At 56.6% G+C, this 5498-nt stretch carries 7 protein-coding genes; 6 read left to right on the top strand and 1 reads right to left on the bottom strand.

From position 1 onward, the window contains the following. Nucleotides 1-194, bottom strand: a 194-nt coding sequence (locus VGE80_RS14805) for a hypothetical protein (protein ID WP_440593197.1), incomplete at its 3' end; no start/stop codon positions are given. 175 nt (nt 195-369) lie between these two features. Here VGE80_RS14805 and VGE80_RS14800 point away from each other — a divergent pair. The 6 genes from VGE80_RS14800 to ureG all read left to right on the top strand — a co-directional run. Further along, nucleotides 370-1335, top strand: a complete 966-nt coding sequence (locus VGE80_RS14800; RefSeq protein WP_373649984.1) for an urea transporter — start codon at nt 370-372, stop codon at nt 1333-1335. Between the two features lie 54 nt (nt 1336-1389). Beyond that, complete coding sequence (locus tag VGE80_RS14795; protein ID WP_373649983.1) at nt 1390-1692, top strand: urease subunit gamma; 303 nt, start codon at nt 1390-1392, stop codon at nt 1690-1692. Between the two features lie 78 nt (nt 1693-1770). Further along, nucleotides 1771-2202 carry an urease subunit beta gene (ureB, locus tag VGE80_RS14790; RefSeq protein ID WP_373649982.1) on the top strand — a complete coding sequence of 144 codons (432 nt, stop codon included), beginning with the start codon at nt 1771-1773 and terminating at the stop codon, nt 2200-2202. A 108-nt stretch (nt 2203-2310) separates the two neighbouring features. Further along, a complete protein-coding gene (ureC, locus tag VGE80_RS14785; protein WP_397571712.1) occupies nt 2311-4032 on the top strand; it encodes an urease subunit alpha in 1722 nt (573 codons plus the stop codon). Nucleotides 4033-4091: 59 nt separating this feature from the next. Beyond that, nucleotides 4092-4772, top strand: coding sequence for an urease accessory protein UreF (locus tag VGE80_RS14780; protein WP_397571713.1), 681 nt, complete (start codon nt 4092-4094; stop codon nt 4770-4772). A gap of 100 nt (nt 4773-4872) precedes the next feature. Beyond that, the coding region (ureG, locus tag VGE80_RS14775) for an urease accessory protein UreG (protein ID WP_440593198.1) at nt 4873-5498 on the top strand (626 nt) is incomplete at its 3' end.

Raw genomic sequence — 5498 nt, 5'->3', positions numbered from 1 at the left:
TGACTTGTTTCTTGCAAACGGCTGCCGATCAGACTACAAAATTTTTGCATTTCTTTTGCTGCCAAAACTTTAGCGAGATCCTTTTCCACCGAAGAAGATTTGGTGGATTTGTAATTTCTCTCTCGAACGAAGGCCCACCGGCCGATGAGGCATTGTTGCCATAGTGAACCATTGACGAAGAGGCCAAGCCTCATAAGACGATTCTGTCTGAACAAAATTGTCGTGCTATGATCCTGATTCTCCTTGATGAACGTTTTTCGTTTTCGCACTTGAGTGCATGATTGTCGCTTGTTGACATGTTGATGTGGAATGGCCGAGCTGTTCAGGCTCGAACCCCTCCACTGGGCCCATCATTTTCAGGAGGCGAGTGTGAGCACTAGCCAGACCGACACTCCGCTTCCCAATTCCGTCGCCTCCCCGGATCTGCTGTGGGAGAATGCGGCCGTTGTGCTGAAGGGGATCGGACAGGTTTTCTTCCAGGAGAATGCCCTTTCCGGACTTCTGTTCGTCATCGGGATCGCCTTCGGCGCTCCTCTTGAGGCAGTCGGTGGCGTCGTCGGGTCATTGATCGGGTTGGCCACCGCCCGTACGCTCAAATTTGATGAAGGCGAAACCAGGGCGGGTATCTACGGATTTAACTCCGCACTGGTGGGCATGGCGACGTTTTTCTATTTTCGCCCCGGGCTCGTTTCACTCCTTCTGCTGCTTGTGGGCTGCGTGGTCGCCACACTCCTGACACGCTGGATGCGACATTCGCTTCCATTTCCCACCTACACGACCCCCTTTATTGTGACGACCTGGGGCATCTACTTCCTGGGCCGGTCGCTGGGTGCGGTCCACGTTGACCCGGGTGCTCCGCTGAGGGATGTCGGTGTTCTTTCTGTGATTGCCCATGGAATTGGACAAGTCATGTTCCAGGGGACTCTCTGGGGGGGTGTCTTCTTCCTGCTGGGAATCGCGATCAGCAACCGGACGCATGCTGTTTGGGTTCTCCTGGGGTCGGTGGTGGGAATGCTGGTGTCCGCCTACCACGCCACCGCGGGTTCTGACGCGCTGCATATCGAGAGACTTCTCGAGCATGCGCACTCTGACAACATCGCTTTAGGCCTCTATGGGTACAACGCGACTCTGACTGCCGTCGCACTCTATCTGTGGCGAAAGTCGGTCATTCCCCCCTTGCTGGGAATGATCCTCTCCGTGCCCGTGACGGAACTCATCCCCACATTGGGGCTTCCGGCCCTCACGGCCCCCTTCGTGTTGACGACCTGGCTGGTCATGTTGCTCGGTTGGACCGAAGCAAGTTTGTTGAAAAAATCAGCGGCATCCCCCTCCTGATCACCGGGTCCTTGTGCCGGGGCTCTCAGGTATTTCTATCCGAGGAATGAAACGATGAATCTGCTACCTCAAGAACGTGACAAGCTGCTGATTTACGTGGCAGCTCAAGTAGCCCGCGATCGCAAAGCGCGCGGACTCAAATTGAATGTTCCCGAATCGGTCGCCTTGATCACAGCGGAATTGATGGAACTCGCCCGTGACGGCAAGTCAGTTGCCGAGATCATGAGCAGTGGACGCGAAATCCTCACTCGAGATGACGTGATGGAAGGTGTTCCGGAAATGGTCACCATGATTCAGGTGGAGCCAACCTTCCCGGACGGAAGCAAGCTTGTCACCGTTCACGAACCCATTCGTTAAATCACCTTTCGTCCACTGCCGTCTCCCGGCATTCCTGGTTAAGAACTGTCCCCTGCCAAATTTTTAGAGAGGCCTCCCATGATTCCTGGTGAGTACATCCTTGATGGCGAAGACATTGAGCTGAATAAGGGACGTCCGATCACGACAATCACGGTCAACAACACGGGTGACCGACCCATTCAAATTGGTGCTCACTTCCACTTCTTCGAAGTCAATCGCGCCCTCGTCTTCGATCGATCGCTGGCTTACGGGAAGAAACTGGACCTCCCCAGCGGAACCTCCGTTCGTTTCGAACCAGGTGATGTCAAAGAAGTCAAACTGATCCCTTATCTGGGCCACAGGGTGATCTACGGATTTAACGGATTGGTGATGGGCCGTCTGGATGATCCCTACACCCGTGAATGCAGCATGAAACGCTGTATTGAGCAGAACTTCGGACACAAGCCAGCCGAGCCTGAAGGGCAGGCGAAAACCGCCAAAGCGACCAAGCCGCCGAAGTCATCCAAGTAGTTCTGCTGCCGCAGCAATGACTCCGTAATGGCGCCGCCACCTGGCCACTGCACTCCCGACGAACCAGTTCGATCCTCCAAAATTTGATTTGCTGAAGGGACTCATCCCATGGGTACAAGACTTTCCCGCCAGGCCTATGCAGAGAAGTACGGACCGACGACGGGCGACCGGGTTCGGTTGGCCGATACCGAACTGATCATCGAAATCGAAAAGGACTATACGTCCTACGGTGAAGAGTCCGTGTTCGGAGGAGGTAAGTCGATCCGCGACGGGCAGGACCAGTGCCCTCTCGACGAACCCATGAGTCCCCCTCACTGCGATCTGGTGATCACGAATGTGGTCATCATCGATCACTGGGGAATTGTCAAAGGGGACATCGGAATTCGCGACGGCCGGATCGTGGCCGTAGGAAAGTCGGGCAACCCATTGGTTCAGGACGGCGTTGACCCCCGTCTGGTCATCGGCCCTGGAACAGAAATCATTTCGGGCGAAGGAAAGATCGTCACCGCAGGGGGGATCGACTCGCATATCCATCTGATCTGCCCCCAGCAGGTCGAAGTCGCCATCGCCACCGGCGTGACCAGCATGATCGGCGGGGGAACAGGCTCTGCATCCGGGACATGGGCGACGACCTGTACGCCAGGTCCCTGGAACATCATGCGGATGCTGCAGAGCTTCGAAGCGCTCCCCATCAACATCGGCATCATGGGCAAAGGCAACGGCAGCCTTCCCAAACCGTTGAAAGACCAGATCGAAGCCGGTGCCTGTACGCTCAAGCTGCACGAGGACTGGGGCACCACTCTCGAAGTCATCGACAACGCCCTGAATGTGGCCGACGACTATGACATTCAGATAGCCATCCATACCGACACGCTGAATGAATGCGGTTTCGTCGATGACACCATCGCCGCGTTCAAGGGACGCACGATTCATACCTTCCACACGGAAGGTGCCGGGGGTGGTCACGCTCCCGACATTATGAAAGTGGCCGGTCAGGCTAACGTGCTGCCCGCCAGTACCAACCCCACACGTCCCTTCACCCACAACACGATCGACGAACACCTCGATATGTTGATGGTCTGTCACCACCTGAAGAAGTCGATTCCCGAAGACGTCGCTTTCGCAGAAAGCCGTATTCGAGCGGAAACCATCGGTGCCGAAGATGTCTTTCACGACCGCGGCATCATCAGCATCATGAGTTCCGACTCACAGGCCATGGGTCGCGTGGGTGAAATGATCCTGCGAACCTGGCAGACCGCACACAAAATGAAGGTGCAGTTCGGCCCGCTTCCGTCAGACAGTTCGCGCAACGATAACGAACGCGTCAAGCGATATGTCTGCAAGTACACTCTGAATCCCGCCATCGCTCACGGAATCAGCCATTGTGTCGGCAGTATCGAAGGGGGCAAGCTGGCAGACCTCGTCCTTTACGAGCCAAAGTACTTCGGCATCAAGCCGTTCCTTGTGCTCAAGGGTGGTATGATCGTGATGGCTCAGATGGGTGATCCCAACGCCAGTATCGCAACGCCCGAACCGGTCTACATGCGACCTCAGTTCGGTGCCTTCGGTCGGGCACTCTCCAAGACCTGCGTCTCGTTCGTCTCCAAGGCCTCGATCAATGCCGGCATCGGCGAGAAATACGGCCTGCAGCGAGAACTCGTCGCCGTCGAAAACTGCCGTAACATCGGCAAGAAGAACATGGTTCGCAACGAGGCCACTCCTGATATCCGCATCGACGCCGACACGTATCAGGTGTGGGTTGATGGTGAAAAGGTCAGCAGCGAGCCGATTGCCACGCTGCCGATGACACAGCGATACTTCCTGTTCTAAACGATGGCCTCTGCGCCAGCGGTTACTTGACGACGATTACGGTCTAGCCCAGGAAAACGATGAACCTCCGTTTGCTTCAGATTTCTGATTCGGCGTTGCCAATTGGAGGCTACACACATTCCTGGGGACTTGAAGGAGCCATGGGTCGCGGGATCGTCCATGATCCCGGGACCCTGGAAACGTGGACGCGTCGCTGGCTGAAGACCTGCCTTGGTCCATTGGAAGGGGTCCTGGTCGCAGCCGGCTGCCGTGCCGGTAAAAATCGCGACTCGGCCACCTTACGGCGACTTAACCGTCAGGCCGAGGCATCCATTCTTCCCCCCACTGTGAGGAGCGCCAGCCGAGAAATGGGCGAACAGCTCCTTGCACTGGGGGCAACGTGGGCCTGGAGCGAAGCAGAACTCCATGCCTGCCTGTCAGGAACGGGTGAAGAGCTTCGCGGCTGGCATCACTCAGTCGCCTTCGGGCTCATGGGTGCCATTGCCGGGGGAGAACCCACGGACGTCCTGACCGCCTATATGAATCAGGCCGCACTTGGCATGATCGGCGCCGGAGTCAGGGCCATTCCGGTCGGCCACACACACGGACAACAGGTGCTGGCCTATCTTCAAGACGACATTGTTGAGCTTGTTGCGACCCTCGTCGATCGCGACGCCGAAACAGCCGGTGCCGGTTGCCCCTTTTATGAGGTTCTTTGTGATGAACAGACTCGACTTTATTCCCGCATGTTCCGGTCATGAAAACGGCCTCGAACCGCGAGAGATCTTCCATCCCCGACGACGTGGCCAGCGACGACTGTCCCGTCTGGGACTTCGCTTTCATCTCCCTTACAACGACGAGATGGCCAGCGGACGAAGCCGCTTTGCGGTCAACAACCGAAAAACATTCACCCTGGGTGTCTGTGGTCCAGTGGGATCCGGCAAGACAGCATTGCTGGAAGCCCTCTGTCACGCCCTGTGGCCAGAGATCAATCTGGCCGTCATTACGAATGATATCTATACGCACGAAGATGCCGAGTTCCTGTCACGACGCCAGGCACTTCCACTGGAACGCATCATGGGGGTGCAAACCGGGGGTTGCCCGCACACGGCGATTCGCGACGACGCCAGCGCAAACCTCAGTGCGATCGCCAATTTCGAGCGGCAGATTCCCGGACTGGAACTGGTCATCGTGGAATCGGGTGGTGACAACCTGACGGCGGTCTTCTCTCGCGAACTGGCCGACAAGTTTATTTTCGTTATTGATGTTGCCGAAGGCGACAAGATTCCACGCAAGGGGGGGCCGGGGATTTGCAACAGCGACCTGTTGGTGATCAACAAGATCGATCTGGCACCGCACGTCGGAGCGGATCTGGAAGTCATGCGCCGCGACAGCCTGAAGAATCGCGGGGAACGCCCCTTCATGATGATCAGCATTCGGCAAAAAGAAGGAACGGAGAAAGTCGTCCAGTGGGTACGCGAGCAATT

It is taken from the genome of Schlesneria sp., from assembly GCF_036405755.1.
Taxonomy (GTDB): domain Bacteria; phylum Planctomycetota; class Planctomycetia; order Planctomycetales; family Planctomycetaceae; genus Schlesneria; species Schlesneria sphaerica.
This window is presented reverse-complemented; position numbering and strand designations above follow the sequence as displayed.